Annotated in this window: 19 protein-coding genes; 5 read left to right on the forward strand and 14 right to left on the reverse strand. The window is 63.5% G+C overall.

Features of this window, described 5'->3' with window-relative positions; all coding sequences use genetic code 11:
• Positions 1–94: 94 nt before the first annotated feature.
• From gltX to FHS84_RS19325, 7 genes are all read right to left on the reverse strand, one after another.
• Positions 95–1426 carry a glutamate--tRNA ligase gene (gltX, locus tag FHS84_RS19295; protein ID WP_166937172.1) on the reverse strand — a complete coding sequence of 444 codons (1332 nt, stop codon included), beginning with the start codon at positions 1424–1426 and terminating at the stop codon, positions 95–97.
• Entirely contained in the window at positions 1423–3078 is a 1656-nt protein-coding gene (locus FHS84_RS19300) for an NAD+ synthase (RefSeq protein ID WP_166937173.1), read from the reverse strand. Before FHS84_RS19300 ends, gltX begins: the two co-directional genes overlap by 4 nt.
• 173 nt (positions 3079–3251) lie before the next feature.
• Entirely contained in the window at positions 3252–4190 is a 939-nt protein-coding gene (locus tag FHS84_RS19305) for a Gfo/Idh/MocA family protein (protein WP_166937174.1), read from the reverse strand.
• A 250-nt stretch (positions 4191–4440) separates the two neighbouring features.
• Positions 4441–4851 carry a bacteriohemerythrin gene (locus tag FHS84_RS19310; RefSeq protein ID WP_166937175.1) on the reverse strand — a complete coding sequence of 137 codons (411 nt, stop codon included), beginning with the start codon at positions 4849–4851 and terminating at the stop codon, positions 4441–4443.
• Positions 4852–4994: 143 nt separating this feature from the next.
• A complete protein-coding gene (locus tag FHS84_RS19315; RefSeq protein WP_166937176.1) occupies positions 4995–6197 on the reverse strand; it encodes a TadE/TadG family type IV pilus assembly protein in 1203 nt (400 codons plus the stop codon).
• A 112-nt stretch (positions 6198–6309) separates the two neighbouring features.
• Positions 6310–7068 (reverse strand): hypothetical protein, encoded by a 759-nt coding sequence (locus tag FHS84_RS19320; protein ID WP_166937177.1) that lies wholly within the window; start codon positions 7066–7068, stop codon positions 6310–6312.
• An 8-nt stretch (positions 7069–7076) separates the two neighbouring features.
• Positions 7077–8444: a class II 3-deoxy-7-phosphoheptulonate synthase gene (locus FHS84_RS19325; RefSeq protein WP_166937178.1), complete on the reverse strand. Its 1368-nt coding sequence runs from the start codon at positions 8442–8444 to the stop codon at positions 7077–7079.
• Positions 8445–8615: 171 nt separating this feature from the next.
• Between FHS84_RS19325 and FHS84_RS19330 the strand changes: the two genes are divergently transcribed.
• Positions 8616–9038 carry a cupin domain-containing protein gene (locus tag FHS84_RS19330; RefSeq protein WP_208393976.1) on the forward strand — a complete coding sequence of 141 codons (423 nt, stop codon included), beginning with the start codon at positions 8616–8618 and terminating at the stop codon, positions 9036–9038.
• 68 nt (positions 9039–9106) lie between these two features.
• A complete protein-coding gene (locus FHS84_RS19335) occupies positions 9107–10804 on the forward strand; it encodes a glycoside hydrolase family 43 protein (protein WP_166937180.1) in 1698 nt (565 codons plus the stop codon).
• Here FHS84_RS19335 and FHS84_RS19340 read toward each other — a convergent pair.
• Positions 10716–11477 carry a PEP-CTERM sorting domain-containing protein gene (locus tag FHS84_RS19340; RefSeq protein ID WP_166937181.1) on the reverse strand — a complete coding sequence of 254 codons (762 nt, stop codon included), beginning with the start codon at positions 11475–11477 and terminating at the stop codon, positions 10716–10718. The genes FHS84_RS19335 and FHS84_RS19340 overlap by 89 nt on opposite strands.
• Positions 11478–11567: 90 nt before the next feature.
• On the reverse strand, positions 11568–12161 hold the full coding sequence (locus FHS84_RS19345; RefSeq protein ID WP_166937215.1) for an OmpA family protein: 594 nt from the start codon (positions 12159–12161) through the stop codon (positions 11568–11570).
• A 138-nt stretch (positions 12162–12299) separates the two neighbouring features.
• Between FHS84_RS19345 and FHS84_RS19350 the strand changes: the two genes are divergently transcribed.
• The gene (locus FHS84_RS19350) at positions 12300–12689 is read left to right on the forward strand and encodes a lysozyme inhibitor LprI family protein (protein ID WP_166937182.1); all 390 of its coding nucleotides are present in this window, start codon (positions 12300–12302) and stop codon (positions 12687–12689) included.
• Positions 12690–12709: 20 nt separating this feature from the next.
• Here FHS84_RS19350 and ald read toward each other — a convergent pair whose 3' ends face one another.
• The 4 genes from ald to FHS84_RS19370 all read right to left on the reverse strand — a co-directional run bounded on the left by ald (position 12710) and on the right by FHS84_RS19370 (position 16905).
• Positions 12710–13828 carry an alanine dehydrogenase gene (gene ald / locus FHS84_RS19355; RefSeq protein WP_166937183.1) on the reverse strand — a complete coding sequence of 373 codons (1119 nt, stop codon included), beginning with the start codon at positions 13826–13828 and terminating at the stop codon, positions 12710–12712.
• A gap of 206 nt (positions 13829–14034) precedes the next feature.
• Positions 14035–15378 (reverse strand): hypothetical protein, encoded by a 1344-nt coding sequence (locus FHS84_RS19360; RefSeq protein ID WP_166937184.1) that lies wholly within the window; start codon positions 15376–15378, stop codon positions 14035–14037.
• A 45-nt stretch (positions 15379–15423) separates the two neighbouring features.
• A complete protein-coding gene (locus FHS84_RS19365) occupies positions 15424–16353 on the reverse strand; it encodes a hypothetical protein (RefSeq protein WP_166937062.1) in 930 nt (309 codons plus the stop codon).
• A gap of 48 nt (positions 16354–16401) precedes the next feature.
• Positions 16402–16905 carry a hypothetical protein gene (locus tag FHS84_RS19370; RefSeq protein ID WP_166937185.1) on the reverse strand — a complete coding sequence of 168 codons (504 nt, stop codon included), beginning with the start codon at positions 16903–16905 and terminating at the stop codon, positions 16402–16404.
• 167 nt (positions 16906–17072) lie between these two features.
• On the opposite strand from FHS84_RS19370, the gene FHS84_RS19375 reads away from it, so the two are divergent.
• Entirely contained in the window at positions 17073–17684 is a 612-nt protein-coding gene (locus FHS84_RS19375) for a gamma carbonic anhydrase family protein (protein ID WP_166937186.1), read from the forward strand.
• Here FHS84_RS19375 and FHS84_RS19380 read toward each other — a convergent pair whose 3' ends face one another.
• Positions 17685–18134, reverse strand: coding sequence for a hypothetical protein (locus tag FHS84_RS19380; RefSeq protein ID WP_166937187.1), 450 nt, complete (start codon positions 18132–18134; stop codon positions 17685–17687). It abuts the gene before it with no gap.
• Between the two features lie 215 nt (positions 18135–18349).
• On the opposite strand from FHS84_RS19380, the gene FHS84_RS19385 reads away from it, so the two are divergent.
• Positions 18350–19381, forward strand: a complete 1032-nt coding sequence (locus FHS84_RS19385) for a histone deacetylase family protein (protein WP_166937188.1) — start codon at positions 18350–18352, stop codon at positions 19379–19381.
• The last annotated feature ends 107 nt before the right edge of the window (positions 19382–19488 follow it).

Below are 19488 nucleotides of genomic sequence, written 5' to 3' on the forward strand. Positions count from 1 at the left end.
GTAGTTAAATAGGGCTGTTCTGGGTTTTGGGCAAAAGGGGAGTGTCGCGGCGGTCAGCCGCAAATTCGCGCGATAATCGTGCAGGCGAGAAAAGTCACGCCGTTTCCCCTTCGAGGCGGGCAAGGGCCCGCTGTCGTCCGATGAGCGGTAGCAGCTTTTTCAGCTCCGGTCCATGGTCCATGCCGGTCAGGGCCAAACGGAGGGGATGGAAAAGATCCTTGCCCTTCCGGCCCGAGGCGGCGGCCACGGCCTTGGTGAACAGGCTCCAAGTGCCCTCATCCCAAGGCTCCGGCGGCAGCGCGGCGACGGCTTGCGCAACAAAATTGTTATCCTCGATCACCGGCGTGACGGGGCCGACAACCAGCGGCCAGAAATCCTTCACGTCCGAGAAGCGAGCGAGATTCGCTTTTACCGCGTCCCAGAACGCTTCGCCGCCGACACCGGCCGCGCGCAGACGGCCTTCCACCGCCGCATAAGGCAACAGGTGCAGCAGCTTGGCATTGAGCTTGCCGAGTTCGGCCGGATCGAAATGCGCCGGGGCGCGGCCGATCTTGGCCATATCGAAACTGGCCAGGAGCTCGTCCAGCGAAACATGCGGAGCGATGGCGTCGGAGGTGCCGGTCTTGGCGAGATAGCTGACCGCCGCCATCGGCTCGATGCCGTCTTCGCGCAGGAGTTTCAGCGACAACGAGCCCAGACGCTTCGACAGCGCTTCGCCGCCCGCACCGATCAACAGCGGATGATGGGCGAAGGCCGGCGCCTTGCCGGACAGCGCTTCGAAAATCTCGATCTGCACCGCCGTGTTGGTGACGTGATCCTCGCCGCGGATGATGTGGGTGATGCCGAAATCGACGTCATCGACCACCGACGGCAGGGTGTAGAGGAAACGGCCGTCTTCGCGGATCAGCACCGGGTCCGACAGGTTCGCGGTGTCGATCTCGACCTCGCCGCGGATGAGGTCGTGCCATTTGACCTTCTTTTGCGACAGCTTGAAACGCCAATGCGGCCGCTTGCCGGCGGCTTCGAGCTTGGCGCGCTCTTCGGCGGTGAGATTCAGCGCTGCGCGGTCATAGACCGGCGGCTTGCCGCTGGCGATCTGGCGCTGGCGGCGGCGGTCGAGTTCGAGCTGGGATTCGTAACAGGGATACAGCCGGCCGATTTTCTTGAGCAGGTCCGCGGCGGCCTGATGCTGCGGCGCGCGTTCCGACTGGCGGGCGAAGAGATCATAGCGAATGCCGAGCCAGCCGAGATGCTCGATGATGCCGTCTTCGTATTCCTTTTTGGAGCGCTCGGTGTCGGTGTCGTCGATGCGCAGCAGGAACTTGCCGCCCGCCTTCTTGGCGAAGAGGTAATTGAGCACAGCCGTGCGGGCATTGCCGACATGCAGCAAACCGGTAGGCGACGGAGCAAAGCGGACGACAGTCATCGTGCGTCTCTGAAAGCGTTGGTGATGGGATAGCGGCGGTCGCGGCCGAAGTTGCGGGGGCCGATTTTGACACCCGGCGGGGCTTGGCGACGCTTGTATTCGGAGAGGTATAGCAAATGCTCGACCCGCTTGACGGTGGCGGGATCATAGCCTTTGGCGACGACTTCTTCGAACGACAATTCCTGCTCGACCAAGCACAGCAAGATGCCGTCGAGGATTTCATAGGGCGGCAGGCTGTCCTGATCGGTCTGGTTGGCGCGCAATTCCGCCGTCGGCGGCTTGACGATGATGCGTTCGGGAATAACGCGGCCATTGGGGCCCTTGGCGCCCGCCGGCATATTCGCATTGCGCCAATGGCTGAGGCGGAACACCTCCATCTTGTAGATGTCCTTCAGCACATTGTAGCCGCCGCACATGTCACCATAGAGGGTGGCGTAGCCGACGCTCATCTCCGATTTGTTGCCGGTCGTCAGCACCATCGGACCGAACTTGTTGGAGATCGCCATCAGGATCAGGCCGCGGATACGCGATTGGATGTTTTCTTCGGTGGTATCGGCCGCGCGCCCGGCAAAGGTGGACGCCAGCGTGGTGCCGAACGCCTTCACTGCCTCTTCGATGGCGATGGTTTCGTACTTCACGCCCAGCAGCTTGGCGCACTCTTCGGCATCGACGAGGCTGTCGTCGGAGGTATAGCGCGACGGCAGCATCACGCAGCGCACGCGATCCGCCCCCAACGCATCGACGGCCACCGCGGCCGACAAGGCGCTGTCGATACCGCCGCTCAGACCCAGCACCACACCGGGGAAGCGGTTCTTGTTCACGTAATCGCGCAGGCCCAGCATCATGGCGTGATAGACCGACTGCGAACGCTCTTCGGGCGATGCGATCTCGCCAGGGGTGCAGACCCAACCGGTGGCGGTGCGTGTCCATTCGGTGGTGACGACGTTCTCCGCCCACGGCGGCATCAGCCGCGCCAGCGATCCGTCGGCATTCACCACGATCGATGCGCCGTCGAATACGACTTCGTCCTGGCCGCCGACCGTATTGAGATAGGCCATCGGCTTGCCCGCCGCGGCCACGCGCGCTTTGACGAGATTGAGGCGAACGTTTTCCTTGTCCGCTTCATAGGGCGAAGCGTTGGGCACCAGCAGGATTTCCGCGCCGGCGGCCACGATCGCGCCGACAATCGTGTCGTCCGTCCAGATGTCTTCGCAGATCGGCACACCGATTTTCACGCCGCGCACATCGAACGGCCCGGCAGAACGTCCGGCGGAGAAAATCCGCTTCTCGTCGAACACGCCGTAATTGGGCAGATCGGCTTTCAAGGTACGGCCGACGATCTTGCCGCCGTCGAGATGGGCGACGGCATTGTAAAGTTTGCCGTCCTCGCGCCACGGCGTGCCGATCAGCACGCTTGGTCCCGATACGGTATCGGCGGCGAGCGCTTGAACCGCCGCCAGCGCGTCATCGACAAAGGCTCGCTTGAGGATCAGGTCCTCCGGCGGATACCCGGTGATGTACAGCTCGGGAAAAAGAATGAGGTCGGCGTCGGCCGCGGCGGCGCGTGCGGCGCGGGCCTTGGCGAGGTTGCCGGTCAAATCGCCCATGGTCGGGTTGAGCTGGGCGAGCGCGATGCGGATGCGGTCAGTCACGGCAGGGTATTTAGTACACTTTTGAGCATAAATAAACCCGGCTTCGCTTGTAGCTACGCCGTGGCAAGCCCGCCTTCGCCTGACACCACCGGCAAGTGCGGCTTCACGTTTGTCCCTACAAGCAAAAAGGGCGGACCGGAAGGCCCGCCCTTGAAGGCAGTAGCGAGAAACGATCAGTTCGCAGCGGCGACAGCCACGACGTCGCGGCGCACGCGAGAACGGATGGAACGTTCCCAGGCCTCGTCGACCAGGATGGCCGTGGCCAGGGCATTACGCGCTTCTTCCGGACGCACCAACGGCGACGTACCGGTTCGTACGGATTCGACAAACGAGGTCACCGATTCGCCCAGCGGATCGCCGACGTCGAGCGCATTGAGCGCCCGCGGCGTCGTGTTGGTCACCGAGCGGGTGAGGAAATCGATCTCGACGATACCGTCGGCATAGACGGCTTTCATACCGCGGCTGCGCTCGGGCGCCACGCGGCTGGTCTCGAGACGCGCCACGGCGCCGTTCTCGAACATCACCGCCGCCTGCACGTCGTCGGCCAACAGCGACTTCTCGCAACGGCCGCGCGCCTGCACGCTGCGCACCTTGCCGGGAATGAGTTGATGCACGAGGTCGAGGTCGTGGATCATGAGATCGAGCACGACGCTGACGTCGGCGCCACGGCCCGTCCACGGACCCTTGCGCCAGCACGACACTTCGAGCGGCACTTCGTTGTAATCGAGCAGCCCCGTATGGGCGAAAACAAAGCGTTCCTGATGACCCACCGTCAGCACTTTGCCGGTCTTCGCGGCCAAGGTAACGAGATCGTCGGCTTCTTCGACCGAGGTCGCGATCGGCTTTTCGACCATCACATTGGCGCCGGCGTTGAGGAACGCGCGCACGATGGTCGAATGCGTGGTGGCGGGCGAGCAAACGCTGACGAGATCGACTTCGCCCAGAAGCTCGCGCCAATCGGCAACGCCGCGCACGCCATGGGTCGTCGGCGCATTGCGACGGACTTCCGGCGACGGATCGGCAATGGCGACGAGTTCGACGCCCTCGATGCCACGATACTTGGTGGCATGGTGACGGCCGAACGCTCCGGCGCCGATAACGGCTGCTTTCAAGAAACCACTCTCACGCACGATACGGATGGGCGACACAGGAATTCCCCCGTGATGACAGGCACATACTGCCCGGACGTCGCCTTTGTGCGAGTCATTTTATGTTTCGTCTTGTTACACCTGTCCGGAAATGAAGGTTTCCCGGCGCTAACGACGCCCGCTTTTCATGGTTAACGAAACGTTCCGCAGGCGCGGAGAGTTGTCAAAAAGTAATGCGCCAACACCCGTAAAGCGAGAACGTCCGGCGAGATCTCTACCGGATGCCGTTTGCGGTCAGGCAGTCGCGATAGCGGATGTCGGCTACGCCGATATGGCCCATCAAGCTGTTCCTGAGGAAGCTCATCACCGGAAGCGACAGGGCGCTGGGGCCGATGGTTTCGTACTGCCGGCTGATTCCGCAGAACTGGCGCATCAGAGCGGCATGCGAGTCGCGGTGGGCGGGACTGTCATCATAGCCGGCGCGGGCCAACAGCCCTTCCTCGTACCGGATATGGGACGCCGTCGCGCCGATCAGCTGGTTCAGAACCCCGCCGAGCTCAATCTTGCCTTTGCCCGACATCAGTCCTTCGTGCAGCCCATTGAGCAGAACCAGCATCTTTTCGTGCTGATCATCCAGGCTTTCCACACCGACACTGAGCTCGCGTGCCCACTTTACGACCGCCATGACACCCCCACTGCAGCCTAACGCATAAGTTGTAGCACGGCGGAGGCTAACGGAGTCCTAAGGCGTAGGTAAAACTACGGAGGACGCGGCGTCCGGTACTCGCAAGAAGTGCAACAGGACGCTTCCCGGCGAGGACCTGACTGTCACCTGATCAGATAGGCACTGCCGCTCGACCCCGAACCGGCGATCGTCTTGGTCGCGGGGGGCGTGACGTACCAGGTGGCGTTGTTCACGATCAACGTATCGACCACCACCGTGACCTGGTCGGTCGTGACATTGGCGCCCGAGTTGAGGGTCATCTGGCGGCTGGGCAGATAGATCAGCCCGTTGAGGACGTGCCCCTTGGAATCGTCGAGTATGAACTGGCTCTTCGACAACCCACCCGCCTCGTACATCAGGATGCCGGCATAGGTGCCGCTGGTCGGAGCCGAGAGCGTCGCCTTGACGCCGCTGTTGAACTGGATCTTCGACGTATCGGCGAAATAGAAGGTCACCCCGCTGCCCGTCCAGGTGCCGCCGTTGACGTTCCAGCCGCCGCCTTTGATGACGTAGACGCCGGGGTTGAAAGTGAGATTGTTGGTGCCGTTGAAATTAAACCAGCCGCAGTAAACGCCCGGCGACATCGTGAACGAACCGCCATTGTAATTGCCGTTACTATTGGTGCAGCTCGAGCTCGACGGCGTCGGCAGATTGCCGGCGAACGGATCGGAAGCCACTTTGCAGCCCTTCGCCAGATTGGGATGGGTTCCGCCGTTGTCGGTGATCGAATTGCCGGCGATGCAGGTTTTGGCGCTGATCAGCGTGCTCTGATTGTTGAAAATCGCCGCCGGATAGCCGGTCGAGGCGACATGGACTTCGCACTTCGGCGCTTCGATATCGGCGCCGCTATTCATCAGCAGTGCCTGCGATGCCGTCTGGTCCAGAACCAGGATACAAGCCGTCGAACTGCCGCCCTGCTTGGCGGTGGCCGTCACCTCGACGGCAATCGTCTTGACGCCGACGATCGACAGAAAGCTCATCGGGACGGTCGCGGAAACCTTTCCGGTAAAGCTCGCATCGCCGTTGATCGTGTAGATCGGCGTGCCTGTCACGCCGTATTTCGACAGCGGCTCGGCGGCGAACACCGAAGCGGCAACGCTGGTCGAATTGCCGGCGCTTGCCCCCGCCAGCACGGCGGAGTCGATGGCGTTCTGCAACGCCGTTTTGGCGTCCATCGCCGATATGAAATCGACCCCCGCTCCGGCGGCGAGCGTCAGCGGCACCATCGCCAGTGCGTACACCCAGGCAATATTGCCTTCACAATTCCGGATGAATTTGGCGAAAGAGCCACAACCAAACAGGTGCATGACAGCGCATTCATTGAAAATCCAACCCTCGGTATACCCGCATTGCGGTAAAAAACCGTTACGGGAAGGGTAGAATTTGGCTAAAAAGCCAATCGACAGAATGCGCTAGACGCTACTTCTCGCTGCCGCTGGCGAGCAGGGCCGCAAGGGCGGCATACACCACGTAGGCGAACATCAGCGGCGCCAGTCCGATCAGCAGCACGCCGGGCAGCCCGATGAAGGCGCTGCAGGGCAACAGCATGATCGGCGAACCGACAAACAGGCACTGGATGCCGACCACCGCGACGATCCCCAGCACGGCCGCCAGCCCGGTCGGCGACAGGCTCTGCGGATGCAGCATGCGATCGACCCGCATGGCGTTGGCGGTTTGTTTCAGCCGCGAAACCGCCGAGGCCGCGAACACCAGCGCCAGCAGCCAAGCGGCGGACGAAGCCAAGACGCGGCCGCCGTCGACGGCGCACGTATCCAGCCGCGCGATCACCATCGCATTGCCGGGGATCGCGAAATAAAGCGCGTTCTCCACCGCATCGGTGATCGACCCGGACAGATGGCGCGGCGCGTACCACACCTGAATGACGAAACTCAGGGCGGCAAAAACGAGAAAGACGATGTCGTTGAACATCGGCATGGTGCGAGGCGTGACGCCGGGCTTGAAGATCGCCGTGGCGCGGGCGTGAAAGGCATCGCGCGACACGCCATAGCCGCCGACAAACAACAGCCCCATCGCTGCAAACAGCAGCACCGCGGCGAGCACCTGGAACACCACCGGCCAGGGATCGGTGCCGTTGAGAACCGCCGTCCGCAGCGCATGCGCGCCGGCAAACAGGCAGATCACCACCCAGGCCTTGGCCAACAGCCGCGAAACGCCCATGTGCCGACCTACGCCGTGTATCCGGCGTCCTTCATGCGTTCCGCCCGGATGCTTTCCGCCAACAGGAACGCGAGCTCGATCGACTGGCTGGCGTTGAGGCGCGGATCGCAATGGGTGTGATAGCGCTTCTCGAGATCCTCTTCGCCGATGGCTTGCGCTCCGCCGAGGCATTCGGTGACGTTCTGGCCGGTCATCTCGAAATGGACGCCGCCGGCGTGCGTGCCCTCGACACGGTGGACGTCGAAGAACGTCTTCGTTTCCGCAAGAATGCGGTCGAACGGACGCGTCTTGTAGCCGGTGGCCGATTTGACGGTATTGCCGTGCATCGGGTCGCACGACCACACGACATTGAAGCCTTCGCGCTTCACCACTCGGATCAGCCGCGGCAGGCTTGCCTCGACCTTGTCGGAACCGAAGCGGCAGATCAGCGTGATGCGGCCGGGCAGGTTTTCCGGGTTCAGTGTCTCGATCAGCCGCGCCAATCCGTCATTGGTGATCGACGGGCCGCATTTGAGCCCGAGCGGGTTCTTGATGCCGCGGCAGAATTCGACATGCGCCCCATCGAGCTGACGGGTGCGGTCGCCGATCCAGACCATATGGGCGGAACAGTCGTACCAGTCGCCGCTGGTGGAATCGACGCGGGTCAGCGCCTGCTCGTAGCCGAGGAACAGTGCCTCGTGGCTGGTGTAGAAATCGGTCGAGCGCAGCTGCGGCACGCTTTCCGGCGTGATGCCGCAAGCGCGCATGAAATCGAGCGCCTCGGACACGCGGTGCGCCAAACCGGCAAACTGCTCGGCCGCCGGCGACTTCTCGATAAAGCCCAGCATCCATTTGTGGACGTTGTGCAGATCGGCATAACCGCCGTTGGTGAAGGCCCGGAGCAGATTCAGCGTCGCCGCCGATTGGGCATAGCCTTCCATCAGCCGGTGCGGATCGGGTATCCGCGCTTCGGGGGTGAACTCGATGCCGTTGATATTGTCGCCGCGATAGGACGGCAGACAGACCTCGCCTCGGGTCTCGAAATCGTCGGACCGCGGCTTGGCGAACTGGCCGGCGATACGCCCCACCTTCACCACCGGCACGGCAGCGCCGAAGGTCAGCACGATCGCCATCTGCAACAGGACGCGCAGGGTGTCGCGGATATTGTCGGGGTGGAATTCGGCAAAGCTCTCGGCGCAGTCGCCGCCCTGAAGCAGGAAAGCCTTGCCTTCGGCAACCTGGGCCAGCGACGACATAAGATTGCGCGCCTCGCCGGCAAACACCAGCGGGGGGTGGGTACGCAGCCGGTTCTCGACCGCCGCCAGCGCCTCGGAATCGGGATAGGCGGGGACTTGGACGATCGGCTTCGAACGCCAGCTTTCAGGGGACCAAACCACGGGGAACTCCTTTGCGGGAGCGGGTATAGGGGAACCGGCGGGGCATTTCCAGTAATCCGGACAGGGGTAGTGAACGGCGCCGCACGCGCTTGTTACCCTTGCATCATTGTCCGATCACCTTCGGGTGCGTAGGAGAATTCCCTGGAACAGACGCCAGATATGAGGCTCTTGATGATCGCCAAAGTACTTCCGGGTGCCGCCGCCATTTTCCTCTTCACGGCCGGTGCCGTAGCCGCCCCTCCCATGGTGGTGACCGACGAAAAGACCATCGCCAAGGACGAGCCGCCCCCGCATGGCGCCATTGGCATGTCCACCGTTTCGGCGTTCAGCGCCTCTGCTCCCGGCCGGATGATGGAGTTCAAAAAGCGCGTCCTGCACAAAGGCGCCGCCCTCGGCCTGCATCCGATCGCCCATGACGAGGTTTACTATGTCGTATCGGGGACTGGCGAAGTGGTTTCGGATGGCGACAAGAAGATCATGACCGCCGGAATGGCGGCGTATCTCTACAACGGTGCCAATGTAGGGATCTCACAGATGGGCGAAGAACCTCTGGTGCTGATTGTCGCCTACCCTCTGGCCGCACCCGCGAAATAGCGGTTTGCGCCGCTGTAGCCCAGGTCATATTGTCGTAGAAAACAACATCATCCGCCAGGGGGCCTGCTATGGGCAAAACCGTTCTCAGCATCACCTCAACTTTTTTGCTCGCCGCGTGCGCTGCGCCGCCGCCGCCCCCTCCGCCGCCTCCCCCACCGCCCGCTCCAGCGATCGCCCATTTCGACAGTTTTTCCTACGCCGGACATGATGCCGTCTATGACGCGAAGAAGGCCGGACCGAAGGACTATCTGAATCCGATCACGCCGGGCTATTATCCCGATCCGTCGATCACGCGCGTGGGCGAAGATTATTACCTCGTCAATTCGAGTTTCACCCACTTCCCCGGTCTGCCGGTGTGGCACTCGAAGGACATGGTGCACTGGACCCAGATCGGTAATGCCGTAGACCGTCCCAGCCAGGCCGATTTCGGCAAGCTGGAAGTCTCGCGCGGATTGTTCGCACCGGCGATCAACTATCACGACGGCACGTACTACATCATCAACACCTGCGTCGATTGCGTGCCCGACAATCAGGAGAATTTCCTCATCACCGCGAAGGACCCGGCCGGTCCGTGGTCGGACCCGGTGGTGCTCGGATTCGAAGGCATCGATCCCTCGATCTATTTCGAGAAGGACAAGGCCTACATCGTCAATAACGGCGGCCCGGACGGTCCGGCGCTCTACAACGGCCACCGCGCCATCTGGATGCAGGAATACGATATCGCCGCCAAGAAGATGGTCGGCCCGCGCAAGGTGCTGGTCAACGGTGGCGTCGATATCTCGAAGAAGCCGATCTGGATCGAAGGCCCGCATCTCTACAAGATCAAGGGCTGGTATTATCTGATGGCGGCCGAAGGCGGCACCGCCGAGGACCACTCGGAAGTGATCTTCCGCTCCAAGAAACTGTGGGGACCGTATGTGCCGTACAAAGGCAATCCGATCCTCACCCAGCGCGATCTGGGCCAACGCGAATTCCCGGTGACCTCCACCGGTCACGCCGACATGGTTCAAACCCAGAAGGGCGAATGGTATGCCGTGTTCCTCGGCACCCGGCCCTATAGCGGCGATTTCTACAACACCGGCCGCGAGACCTTCATGCTGCCGGTCACCTGGAAGAACGGCTGGCCGATCATCCTGAAGAAAGGCGCGCCGGTGCCTTACGTGGCCAAGCGTCCGAACCTGCCGGACGAAGGCGGGCCACAGCCGCACGCCGGCAATTTCGGCACCGAAGAGACATTCGACAAGCCGCTCGGGCTCGATTGGGTGATGATCCGTACACCGCATGAAAGCTGGTACAAGGTCGAAAGCGGTGCCTTGAACATCCAATCGCGGCCGGTCGCGATCGGCGCACCCGCCAATCCGTCCTTCATCGCCAAACGCCAGCAGCACGCCAACGCCACGGTGACGAGCACGATGCGCTTCGATCCCAAGATCGACGGCGAGCGCGCGGGATTGGTCGCGTTCCAGAACTCGAACGCGTTCTACTTCCTCGGCGTGGTGCGCGACGGCGGCAAGTCGCAAGTCTGCGTGACACGACGGGCCGGCGCGGCCGATCCGGAACAGGGCGCGACGCTTGGCTGCGCGCCGGCACCGCAAGGTGCGCTGACGCTGCAGATCGCGGTCAAATCCGACAAGATCGACTTCGCCTTCGGCCAGAACGGCGCGTTGACGACGCTCGTCAAGGACGCGGACGCGACGGTGCTTTCGACCAAGAAAGCTGGCGGATTTGTCGGAACGGTGATCGGGCCTTACGCCTACACGCCGTAGCCGCGGCCCCGGCGAAGAACAATGCGAGCGCGGGCGGTTCGGGTACCGGATCGGCCGCCTCGCCCTTCGCGGTTACCTGGATGTAGATCCGCCAGTCGGCGGCAAGATCGCTTCCGCTCGCCGACGGGCCGAGCGTGAAAATGCTCTCCTGGAACGTCGGAGGCATCGGGCGGCATTCGTGACGGCCGCTTTGGCCGGGCCCGCTTACCATGTTGCAGCCCTGCAGATCGGAGCCGCCGGCCCCATCGACGACGGTCAGGTAATCGGCGGATTCGCGTCCGCCGTTATCGACGCTGGCACCGGTGCCCGAACCGGCCGGATAGAACGACGAAAAGCGCGACTTGAAAGCGAACACACCGCCGAACGCGTGGCCGCTGGTGTTGCGCAATACGAGGCCGCCGGTGCGATCGATGGTCGTCATTTTCCAGGCGCCGTTCGCGCTGATCGCCGTTGCCGAGGCGCTGTCGCCGCAGCCGCCCAGGCCGTCGCCGTGCGCAGTACCGCTGCAAAGAAGTTCGATCCCTGAGGGCAGCACGGACGATTTGGTGACGCCGTCGTCATACCAAGCGAAGTCGGCGCGCCAGAACGCGTTCTTCACCGACGCGATCGCGGTAGCATCGGCTCCGACACTCAGAACGACCACTGCAATCAGCGCAAAAACGAATGACGGCATGTGCACACCCCCTTTTGAAGAAGGAAGCACGCAATCCGGGGTTCCCGCAAGATCGGTACTGAAGAATTTCGTACGCTGTACTAACGTCAGCTATTTCGGATTGGGCGTGATCCTGATCTCGATCCGCCGGTTCTTCGCATCCGCCGCATTGGCGACGCGCAAGTTGGTGGCGCCGAGCCCGTTGACGCTAAGGCGGCCCGACGCGATGCCGTAACGGACGAGACCGTCGGCGACGAGCTTGGCGCGCTTCTGCGATGCCGCCACGGCCGCATCGGGGCTCGACCCGGCATCGCTGTAGCCGTTCACCTCGATGAGGGTGTGATCGTAGTGGCCGAGCACCTGCACCATCGCGCGCAGGAAGGCATCGCCCCAATCCGAGATCTCGCCGTGATCGAACAGCCTGTCGCTCTGCAGCGTGACCGCCAGCCCGTCGCCGCGCCGCGACACCAGCACGCCCTGCCCGCGCAGATAACTGCGCAGATCAGATTCCTGGGCATCCATGTAAGTCCCGACCGTCGCCTTGGTCAGCGGCCCGGCCGAATGGATCGGCGGCAGTGCCGGCTGCTGCGCCCGCGGCGGCACCGGCGCGGACGGCGTGGGGCTCTCTGACGGCGACACGGCTTGGGGCGACTGACAACCCGCAAGCATCAGCACCGCCACCGCGGCCAAAAGTTTCTTTTGCATGAGACCCCATTCCAACGGACGGGCAAAAAGATGCAATTGTTCCCGTCAGGCGGCAAGCACCGTCGCGCCACACCGGCTGAAAATGCGTGCGACGAACGGACGGCTCGCGTAAACTGCGCGCCGGGTCGGGGGACTTACATGAAACTGGTACTAACTCTCGCGAGTCTTGCGCTCGCCGTTCCGGCGCTGGCCGGCGACATCGACTGCCGCAACGCCATGAGCCAGAACGCCATGAACCGCTGCGCCGAAGCGGAATTTCAGGCCGCCGACGCCCGCCTGAATGCGGCGTACGGCACGCTGATGGCGGCGCTCAACGATGCCGGGTTCCGGGCCAAACTGAAGGCGTCGCAACGTGCCTGGATCGAATTTCGCGACCGCGAATGCACTTACGAGACCGCCGACAACGAAGGCGGGTCGATCCATCCGATGGTTTATGCCGGTTGTCTGGCGCGGCTGACCCGCCAGCGCACCATGGAATTGCAGGCCAAACTCGCGTGCTGGAGAAACGCCGAGAAGTGCGGGATGTAGCCCGCACTTCCCATCGTGCGTCAGAGTCCCAACACCTTTTCCGCGCTTTCGAACGGCAGATGCTGCGCGTCGGCGACCGCTTTGTAGGTCAGTGCGCCTTTGTACACGTTGAGGCCCGCGCGTAGATGCGCATCGGCCTTCATCGCCGCGTCGGCGCCCATATTAGCGAGCGCCAGAGTGAACGGCAGAGTCGCGTTGTTGAGTGCGAAGGTCGAGGTCCGCGCCACGGCGCCCGGCATGTTGGCGACGCAGTAATGCACCACATCGTGCACCATATAGGTCGGATCGGCATGCGTGGTGGGATGGCTGGTTTCGGCGCAACCGCCCTGGTCGATGGCGACGTCGACGATGACGGAGCCCTTTTTCATTTCGCGGACCATCTTTTCGGTGATCAGCTTGGGCGCTTCGGCACCCGGCAACAGCACGCCGCCGACCACGAGATCGGCCGTGACGATCTCGCTCTCGATGGTGTCCATGGTCGAATAAAGGGTGTGGAGCTGCGAGCCGAATTGCTCGTCGAGTTCCTTGAGCCGCTTTAGCGAGACGTCGAGCACGATGACATGGGCTTCGAGACCCATCGCCATGCGCGCCGCATTGGTGCCGACCACACCGCCGCCGAGCACCACTACCTTCGCCGCGGAAACGCCCGGCACACCGCCGAGCAGCAGGCCGCGGCCGCCTTGGGCACGCTCGAGACAATGGGCGCCGGCCTGAATCGACATGCGTCCGGCCACTTCGCTCATCGGCGCCAGCAGCGGCAGGCCGCCGTGCGGATCGGTGACGGTCTCATAGGCGATGCAGACGGCGCCGGATGCGATCAGTCCCTTGGTCTGGTCCGGATCGGGCGCCAGATGCAAATAGGTGAAAAGGGTCTGGCCCTTTTTCAGCATCGCGATCTCGACCGCTTGCGGCTCCTTCACCTTCACGATCATGTCGGCAACGTCGAATACCTCGGCCGCGGCCGGCAGGATCTTGGCTCCGGCCTTCATGTACAATTCGTCGGTGAGATCGATGGCGTCGCCCGCCTTGGTCTCGACAAACACCTCATGTCCGCGCGCGGTCAGTTCGCGCACGGCGGCCGGCGTCAGGCCGACGCGATATTCGTGGTTCTTGATTTCCTTTGGAACACCGACGCGCATGTTCAAGTCCCTCAGCGGAAGTCTTCGCCGCAAAGGCTAGCAGTGCGGGAGTGCCGATCAATCGACATCCGCGCATTCCGGTGCCCCGCGTATTGCATTCCGTCGCGCGCTTGCGGCCGGAGGGCTCAAACGGAACGATTGTGTCTGTAAAAGAAGAGGGCCCGACGCGTCATTGCCGGGCCCTCGTTCAAGCTATGGCGTTTCGATCAGTTGCTGGGCTGGGTGCCTCGCGGATGGTCGCCGCCGACACGGTTATCGCCAGCGCCGCGGCCGCCGCCATCCTGATTGTTTCCACCTCTACCGCCACCCGGCGTGCCGTTACGGCCACCGCCGGCCGGACCTTGCATGCCGCCTTGGTTGCTGCCGCCGGTCGGAGCGACACCACCCTGGTTGTTGCCGCCAGTCGGAGTGACGCCGCCCTGGCCACCGGGATGGAAGCCGCCGCGACCGCCTTGGCCGGTCTGATTGCCGCCGGTCGGACCTTGCATGCCGCCTGGGTTGTTGCCGCCGGTCGGAGTGACGCCGCCCTGGCCACCGGGATGGAATCCGCCGAAGCCGCCGGGACGACCCTGACCGGGTTGATTACCGCCCGTCGGACCTTGCATGCCGCCCTGGTTGTTGCCGCCGGTCGGAGTGACGCCGCCCTGGCTACCGGGATGGAATCCGCCGAAGCCGCCGGGACGACCCTGACCGGGTTGATTACCACCGGTCGGACCACCCTGGTTGTTGCCGCCGGTCGGGCCTTGCATACCGCCCTGATTGTTGCCACCGGTGGGGCCGAAACCGCTTTGGTTGCCGGGGTGGAAGCCGCCGCGACCGCCCTGGCCACCGCGATTACCGCCTTGGCCGTTTTGCGGCCAGCCGCCGTTATTCCAATTGCCGTTGTTGTTGCCGTTATTATTGTTGTTGCCGTTCCAGTTGCCGGGTCCGTCGTGACGGCCATCGCGGCCATCCCGATGACCATCCCGGTCGCCGTTGTTCCAATTGCCGTTGTTATTGCCGTTCCAGTTGCCGTCGTGACGACCGTCCCGGCCATCCCAACGACCATCGCGGCCGTTCCCGCGATCGTTCCAGTTACCGCGATCGTTCCAGTCGCCGCGGCCGCGACGATCCCAATCGCGATCGCCATGCTCGCGGTGCCAACGGCGGCGCCAGTCATCGCGAATGCGGAAGCCGTTGTTCTCGTACCACGGAAAACCGAGCGGTTCGCGGAAGCGGTCGACGCAATAGCCGTGCGGACGCATGCCGCGCCATTCATCCAGGCGCCAGTCGCCGCGGAGCCAATAATACAGACGTCCATGCATGCGCCGGTAATAGACCGGACCGCGATACCAGCTGCCGCGCCAATAGACCGGACAATCGTAGATCGGCATATCCCAATAACCGTCGGGGCATCCCCAACGGTCGCAATAGCCGCCGGACTCGTAGCTGAACGTGACGCCGCCGCTGCCAAACCCGATATTGAAATTGTCTGCCCAAGCCGGCGAACCAAATGCCGCCACCGCTGCCACCGCCGCCATGGCGACAGCCGCCTTCGATAAAACCTTCATTGCCTAGCCCCTTTCGGCTTGAATCAATTACCTGAGTTTAGCACCTCAACGGCGATCATGATGGCCGCCAGAGTCGCCACCGTGTCCACCGCGATCACCACCGCCACCATGGCCGCCACTAAAGCCGCCGCGGTCACCACCGCCGCCACCGCCGCCACCGTGACCACCACTAAAACCACCGCGGTCGCCGCCACCACCATGGCCACCACCAAAGCCGCCGCGGTCGCCGCCGCCGAAGCCACCGCGTCCACCGCTGAAGCCGCTGCGGTCACCACCGCCGGCGCCGCCGGTCCAGCCGCGGTTACCACCCGACCAGCCCGTGTTGCCGTTTCCGCCGGCACCGCCGGTCCAGCCGGTATTGCCGCCGCCACCGGTCCAACCGCGATTACCGCCGGTCCAACCCGTATTGCCGCCGTGACCTTGCCAGTTGTGACTGCCGCCGCCGGACCAGCCGGTGTTGCCGCGATTCCAGCCGCGATCGCCGCCGCTCCAGCCGCGATGATCGCCATCCTGGCGATAGTAGCCGCCACCGGACCAACGCCGGTCACCGCCCGACCAGCCGCGATCACCGCGACCGGCATAACGATCGCCCCAACCGCCGCGACCGTGCCAGCCGCCGCGATCGGTCCAGCGGATATACGGCCGCGAACCGCGCCACTCGTCGCGGCGCCAGCCGCCGTTCAGCCAGTACATGCGCTCGCCGCCGTACCAGCGGTAATAGATCGGGCCGCGATACCAGTTACCGCCCCAATAGACCGGGTCGTAATAGACGGTGTAGTTGCAGTAATCCGGCGGCAAACCCCACGGCGGAGCGACGTCGTAATAGTCGTAGTAGTCGCACGGATCCTCGAAGTATCCGTCGTCATACCCGAACGAAAAACCGATACCGACATCGGCTCGCGCCGGGGCGGATGCGAAGACCGCCGCACCCGCCAAAAGCATCGCACTGAACGCTACCCTGCCAAACCGTTTCATAGCTGGTCTCCCAAGATGATGCGCCGTCGCGCTCAATGCTGTGTGTGGTCAGTGATGGCCGCCCCAGCCACCGTGATCCCGGCCGCCACGGCCCCAATCGCCATGACCGCGGTCGCCGCGATCCCAATCACCGCGTCCGCCGCCCCAATCACCGCGTCCGCGACCCCAGTCGCCCCGGCGGTCGTGACCCCAATCGCCGTAATGGCGATAGAAGCGGCCGCGATCCCAGCCGTCATGCCGGTACCAGCGATCGTGGACCCAGAACTCGCGATGGCCGCCATACCAGCGGCTGCGCAACGGACGGTCATACCAAGTGCCGCCGAAGTAGAGTGGCGGGCCGTAATAGTATTCGTAGTCGTCGCAGTAGTAGGGGTCGTAATACCGGCTGTACGGATTGCACGTGCCCGCACCGTAATAGTGGCGCGGCGGCGGCACCCACGTGGGCCCGACCGAGAAGCCGACCGACCATTCGGCGGACGCCGGCGTCGCAACGGCCACGGCCGCTCCCGCCAGCATCAACGTTCCCAAAACTGCTTTGGCGATCCTGTTCATATGAGGTCTCCTTATTCGCCTTTAGCCGCGACTCTGGTCCCCGCCGGCTGAACCGGACATGAACGCGGCAGTCAGGTTTGCGTCGGGTATCCGCCCAAGCTCCGCCACAATTGAAACGCGCCGCTGCCGGGCACGTGCTATGAAACCCGCCGCCTATGGAGCTTTTCATGATCCTCGAACACCGCGGCTTCCGCCCGACCATTTCCGCCACTGCCCACATCGCACCCAATGCTACGATCGTGGGCGACGTCAGCATCGGTGACAATTGTGCGATAGGCTTCGGTGCGGTGCTGACCGCCGAGAGCGGCCCGATCCGGATCGGCAGCAACGTCGTCGTGATGGATACGGCGGTATTGCACGGCGTGAAGAACGCACCGCTTACCATCGGGAGCAATGTCCTGGTCGGTCCGCGAGCCTACCTCACCGGCTGCACGGTGGAAGACGAAGTCTTCATCGCCACCGGCGCCACGGTGTTCAACAAGGCGGTACTGAAGGCGCGCTCGGAAGTGCGCATCAACGCCATCGTCCATTTGCGCACCGTCCTGCCCGAAGACGCCGTCGTACCGCTCGGCTGGATCGCGGTGGGCGACCCGGCGAAAATCCTGCCGCCCGAACAGCACGACGAGATCTGGGCGATCCAGAAGACGCTCGATTTCCCCAAAACGGTTTTCGGCGTCGACCGCCCGCCGGAAGGCCAATCGATGATGCGCGATGTGATGCCGCGTTACGCCCGCGCCCTCACGCACTGGCATGAGAGCGACCGCGAGATCGACGACTGATCAGGCCTTGGCGTCGGTCGATGCCGGCTCGTAGGGCAAAACGGTGAGGCCGCCGGTGAAAACCTGCGTCGACTGGGCTGACGGATCGTAGACGCGGAAGTCGAGCGGCTTGGCGTCACCCAGGCCCGCCTTCCGGCCGATATCGGTGTAGGCCTGCCATTCCTGATCGTCGATCGTGCCGTTGTTGTCGCTATCGTAAGCGGCCATCGCCCGCTGCCGGATCTCGGTCATGCTGATGCATGGCAGATCATTGAGGCCGTAGGTGATGGCGCCCTGCGTTTCCGCACTGAGACCTGCCGTGGTGGTGCCGGTCAGAGCGGTGTCGGACGCGCTGCCGGCCGAACCGTCGGTCTTGATCGCGGTTGGATCGGACGAAGTCTCGGCCGATTTGCTTTTGTGAGTCCCGTACAGCGCCGACGAAAACACCGGATTGAGCGCACTGATGGACACGCATTCCCCCCACTGTTGAGCTTTTCTCGCGTGCAAGCATTCTCCGTGCCATACCGCAACCGTTCCGCCGCCGCGCATTTTGGGCGAGAAAACACGATCGCAGCGGTCCGATTCCGGGCACGCGGCAAACTCTGCCCGGCAATGCTTGATGGGGGTGGGCGGCCGCGATACCTTTCCTGACCGGCAAACGGTGCGCCGCGCGATCGCGAGTTGGAATGAAAACTTTCTATTCTCCCGTCCATCTGGACCATGATCCCAAAGTACAGTTCGAAGGCGGACATCTCCTGCCCGCCGTGGAAATCCCGGTCCGGGCCGAGAAGGTGCGCGTGGCGCTGCAGTCGCGCCGCATCGGGCCGATCGTGCCGCCGACCCCGTTCGCCGACGACACCATCCTCGCCGTGCACGATCCGGAACTCGTGAATCTCTTGGCCGAAGCCTGGGACGAATGGGTGAAGCGCTATGGCAAGAGCGCTCCCGTCGCCATTCCTTCGGCCTGGCCGGCCCACAACATGCCCGACAGCCACAAAGGCGACATCGAGGCCCGGCTCGGCCGTTATGCGTTTTCCTGCGATGCGCCGATCGCCAGCGGCACCTGGGCTGCCGCGCGCGAAGCGGTGAACGTCGCCCTCTCGGCGGCGGCGGCGATCAAGGACGGCGAGAAAAGCGCCTTCGCCCTGACGCGCCCGCCCGGCCATCACGCCGCGTTCGATGTTTTCGGCGGCTTCTGCTACCTCAACAATGCCGCGATCGCGGCCGAGTGGCTGGTGAAGGCAGGGATCAAGCCGGCGATCCTCGATGTCGACTATCACCACGGCAACGGCACCCAGTCGATCTTCTACAAGCGCGCCGACGTGTTCTTCTGCTCGATCCATGCCGACCCCAATTTCGCCTACCCCCATTACATCGGGTTCGCCGACGAACGCGGCGAAGGCGACGGCGAGGGCTACAATCTCAATCTGCCGCTGCCGAACGGCACCGACTGGACGCGCTACGAAGAGGCGCTGAAATTCGCCATCGGCGCCATCAAACATATGGGGCCGGACGTGGTGATCGTCAGTCTCGGCCTCGACACCTATTTCGAGGACCCCATCGCCGGCTTCCGGCTCAAGGCGGCCGATTACCAGCGCATGGGCGCGGCGCTCGCCGACCTGCACAAGCCGGTCCTCTTCGTCATGGAAGGCGGCTATTGCTTCGACGCCCTCGGCGAGCTGGTGGTCAACGTGCTGGAGAGTTTCCAGGGCGCCTGACGGCTTCCCCTGCGTCCCCAGAGGCTTAACTGAGTGCCGCGGCGCCACGCCGGGAAAAATTCCGGCAGGCAAATGCGCGCACGCCCCGGACACAACTTTCTTTGTCC

It is taken from the genome of Rhizomicrobium electricum, assembly GCF_011762045.1.
Classification (GTDB): Bacteria; Pseudomonadota; Alphaproteobacteria; order Micropepsales; family Micropepsaceae; genus Rhizomicrobium; species Rhizomicrobium electricum.

Coding starts and splice junctions, on each gene's coding strand:
- FHS84_RS19360 (WP_166937184.1), bottom strand. CDS start 15,378: ATGAAGGTTTTATCGAAGGCGGCTGTCGCCATGGCGGCGGTGGCAGCG.
- ald (WP_166937183.1), bottom strand. CDS start 13,828: ATGCGCGTCGGTGTTCCAAAGGAAATCAAGAACCACGAATATCGCGTC.
- gltX (WP_166937172.1), bottom strand. CDS start 1,426: ATGACTGTCGTCCGCTTTGCTCCGTCGCCTACCGGTTTGCTGCATGTC.
- FHS84_RS19315 (WP_166937176.1), bottom strand. CDS start 6,197: ATGCACCTGTTTGGTTGTGGCTCTTTCGCCAAATTCATCCGGAATTGT.
- FHS84_RS19375 (WP_166937186.1), top strand. CDS start 17,073: ATGATCCTCGAACACCGCGGCTTCCGCCCGACCATTTCCGCCACTGCC.
- FHS84_RS19385 (WP_166937188.1), top strand. CDS start 18,350: ATGAAAACTTTCTATTCTCCCGTCCATCTGGACCATGATCCCAAAGTA.
- FHS84_RS19335 (WP_166937180.1), top strand. CDS start 9,107: ATGGGCAAAACCGTTCTCAGCATCACCTCAACTTTTTTGCTCGCCGCG.
- FHS84_RS19365 (WP_166937062.1), bottom strand. CDS start 16,353: ATGAAACGGTTTGGCAGGGTAGCGTTCAGTGCGATGCTTTTGGCGGGT.
- FHS84_RS19350 (WP_166937182.1), top strand. CDS start 12,300: ATGAAACTGGTACTAACTCTCGCGAGTCTTGCGCTCGCCGTTCCGGCG.
- FHS84_RS19345 (WP_166937215.1), bottom strand. CDS start 12,161: ATGCAAAAGAAACTTTTGGCCGCGGTGGCGGTGCTGATGCTTGCGGGT.
- FHS84_RS19310 (WP_166937175.1), bottom strand. CDS start 4,851: ATGGCGGTCGTAAAGTGGGCACGCGAGCTCAGTGTCGGTGTGGAAAGC.
- FHS84_RS19320 (WP_166937177.1), bottom strand. CDS start 7,068: ATGGGCGTTTCGCGGCTGTTGGCCAAGGCCTGGGTGGTGATCTGCCTG.
- FHS84_RS19340 (WP_166937181.1), bottom strand. CDS start 11,477: ATGCCGTCATTCGTTTTTGCGCTGATTGCAGTGGTCGTTCTGAGTGTC.
- FHS84_RS19330 (WP_208393976.1), top strand. CDS start 8,616: ATGATCGCCAAAGTACTTCCGGGTGCCGCCGCCATTTTCCTCTTCACG.
- FHS84_RS19370 (WP_166937185.1), bottom strand. CDS start 16,905: ATGAACAGGATCGCCAAAGCAGTTTTGGGAACGTTGATGCTGGCGGGA.